Origin of the sequence: Pseudonocardia pini, assembly GCF_013870575.1 — a bacterium.
In the GTDB taxonomy this organism is placed as follows: Bacteria; Actinomycetota; Actinomycetes; order Mycobacteriales; family Pseudonocardiaceae; genus Pseudonocardia; species Pseudonocardia pini.
The window spans coordinates 1-2715 of sequence record NZ_JACBXB010000746.1 but is presented as its reverse complement, the minus strand read 5'-3'; the positions used below and the strand labels follow the sequence as shown (position 1 = coordinate 2715).

The following is a 2715-nucleotide window of genomic DNA, read 5'->3' as shown; positions in this document are numbered from 1 at the left end:
GTCCGCCCGGCACTCGGCGCAGATCGAGGCGGCGGCGGCGCTCGGCGCGGGCACCGAGCCCACCGGTCGGTATGCGGTGGTCGTCGAGGCCGCGGGCTCCACGGGCTCGTTCGCGCAGGCGATCCGGTTCGCCCAGCGCGGCGGCCGGATCGCGCTGGTCGCCCTCCCGTGGGAGCCCCTGCAGGTGACGCAGGCTGCGGTGCTGAAGGAGGTCACGATCGTGCCCGCGATCTACTACGGACACCACGAGGGCACGGACGAGTTCGCCGAGTCGGCGGCGCTGCTGGCGCGGCACCCCGAGATCGCGCCCGCCCTCGTCACGCACCGGTTCGGGTTCGACGACGCGGCCGAGGCCTTCCGGGTCGCGGCGGAGCGCTCCGCGGGGTCGATCAAGGTGCACTTACTGCCCTGAGGCACTGGTTCCTGACCGCACGTTTCGTGCTCTCAGCGCTGTCCACACCGCGCTGAGTGCACGCAACTCGTGATCATGCAGCGCTGTGAGCACGAAACGTGCGATCTTGAACCGCACTCCGCGCCGGGCGAAGGCTCAGGGCTGGCCGGGGTTGAGGGCCACGAACAGGCCCTCGGCCTCGGCGCAGAGCGTGTCCCCGTCCTCGAGCGTGCCGCGGATCAGCCGCTTGCGGCCCTCCTCGCTCACGATCCGCGCCTCGATCCGCAGCTGCTTCTCGATCGGCGTGATGCTGCGGAAGTCCACGTGCAGGTACGCGGTCCGGGCCGGCTTGCGGCCGCCCGTGTTGGACAGCCTGCCCATGATCTCGTCGAACAGCAGCGGGATCGCCCCACCGTGCACGGCACCGTTCCCGCCCAGGAAGTAGCGCCCGTAGGTGACGTGCCCCGCGGCGTGCACGGTGTCCCGCTCGGTCACGAACAGCTGCGGGGACATCGTCTGGGCGCGGCCGGGGTACGCGGACAGGTGCCCGGTGAGCTGCTCCCGCTCACCCACCTCGTAGGGCTCGAGGCGGGCCGACAGCTCGGTGAAGGTCTTGGTCATCTCCGCCACGAGGTCGGCGGGCGGCGCGGCCGCCGTGACCCGGTCGAGCAGCACCCGCAGCTCGTCGACCATCTCGACGAAGCCCTCCGGCGGGACGGGGGCCCGGCCTCGGTGGGGCCCCCAGCGCTGGTCGTCGAGACCCGCGGGGGTGCCGCGGTCGGCTGAGCTGTCGGTCGGGCTCACGGATGGGTCCTCCGGGTCGGTCTGGTCGGACATGGCGAACGGGCGCCGGGATCGCCGCGCCGCCCGCGCGAATCCGGAGAAAGTCCTGATCCGAGCGACCAAAGTTGACAGGGTTCTCCCTGAGAGGGGCCGACATGCCGAATCCCGCCGAGACCGGGCAGTGGGATCCGACCTTCCCGTTGCCGGACGTCGCCGTGCACACCCACCTCCTGCCCGACGGCACCGTGCTCGCCTGGGGCAGGCGCCCGGACCCGGGGGGCGGGATGCACCAGGTCACGACCGCGCCCTTCCGCTGGGACCCGGCCACCGGCACGTCGAGCCCGGTGCCGGGCCCCACCCGCGCGGACGGCACCCCGGTGAACCTGTTCTGCTCCGGCCACGCCTTCCTGCCCGACGGCAGGCTGCTCGTCGCGGGTGGCCACCGGATCGACGGCGACGGGCTGGACCAGGCCTGCACCTTCGACCACGCGACGGGCACGTGGTCGCCACTGCCGGTGCTGCGCAGCCCCCGGTGGTACCCCACCGTCACCACGCTGGCCGACGGCCGCGCGCTCGTGCTCTCCGGCAGCCGTGTCGACGGCGCGGGCATGTCCCCCGAGCCGGTGCCGGAGGTGTGGGACGGCGGCTGGCAGGACCTCGTGGACTTCCAGGGGCTGCCGCTCTACCCGCGGATGCACGTCGCACCCGACGGCCGGGTCGCGATGGTCGGCACGAACGCCCAGACCTTCCTGCTCGACGTCGCGGCGAACGCCTGGAGCCCGCCGGTCGCCGCCCGCGCGGCGGGGGAACGCCAGTACGCCCCGTCGGTGCAGCTCGACCCCGGCCGGGTCCTGTACGTCGGCGGCGGGAACGACGCGGGGTCGGAGCTCCCCGCCGCGGCCTGCGAGATCCTCGACCTGCGGACGGACCCGCCGGTCTGGCGCCCGGCCGCGCCGATGCACCGGCGCCGCAGGCACCACAACGCGACCCTGCTGCCGGACGGGACGGTCCTCGTCACGGGAGGCACCGGCGGGCCCGGGTTCAACGACCTCGCGCCGGGCGCGCCCGTCCACGCCGCCGAGCTCTACGACCCGGCGACGGACAGCTGGACGCTGCTCGCGGAGGAGTCCGTGGACCGCTGCTACCACGCCACGGCCCTGCTGCTGCCGGACGGCACGGTGCTCAGCGCGGGCGGTGGGGAGTTCGTGATCGGGCCGGACCCGAACCCGCCCGCGGAAACCCACCGAGACGCTCAGGTGTTCCGACCGCCCTACCTGTTCCGCGGGCCGCGGCCGGAGATCACGGACGCGGCGGACAGCGTGCCGCAGGCCGGGGCGCTCACCGTGACCACCGCGGCGCCGGTCGTGCGCGCCACCCTCCTGCGGCTGGGCTCGGTGACCCACGCCTTCGACGAGAACCAGCGCTACGTGCCGCTGACCTCGGTGCCCGCCGGGACCACGCTGACCGCGCAGCTGCCCACGGAGAGCACGGCACCGTGGGGGGTGTCGTGCCTGGTCGGGGCCCTGCTCGCGATCGGGATC

General features: G+C 74.1%; 3 protein-coding genes. 2 read left to right on the top strand and 1 reads right to left on the bottom strand.

What is annotated here, in order from left to right:
- Positions 1-412: zinc-binding dehydrogenase (locus H5J29_RS28235; RefSeq protein WP_181784032.1), on the top strand; the 412-nt coding region annotated here is incomplete at its 5' end.
- Positions 413-547: 135 nt separating this feature from the next.
- On the opposite strand, the gene H5J29_RS36380 is transcribed toward H5J29_RS28235, so the two are convergent.
- Positions 548-1195 carry a PaaI family thioesterase gene (locus tag H5J29_RS36380; protein WP_220188035.1) on the bottom strand — a complete coding sequence of 216 codons (648 nt, stop codon included), beginning with the start codon at positions 1193-1195 and terminating at the stop codon, positions 548-550.
- Positions 1196-1329: 134 nt separating this feature from the next.
- On the opposite strand from H5J29_RS36380, the gene H5J29_RS28225 reads away from it, so the two are divergent.
- The coding region (locus H5J29_RS28225; protein ID WP_181784031.1) for a galactose oxidase-like domain-containing protein at positions 1330-2715 on the top strand (1386 nt) is incomplete at its 3' end.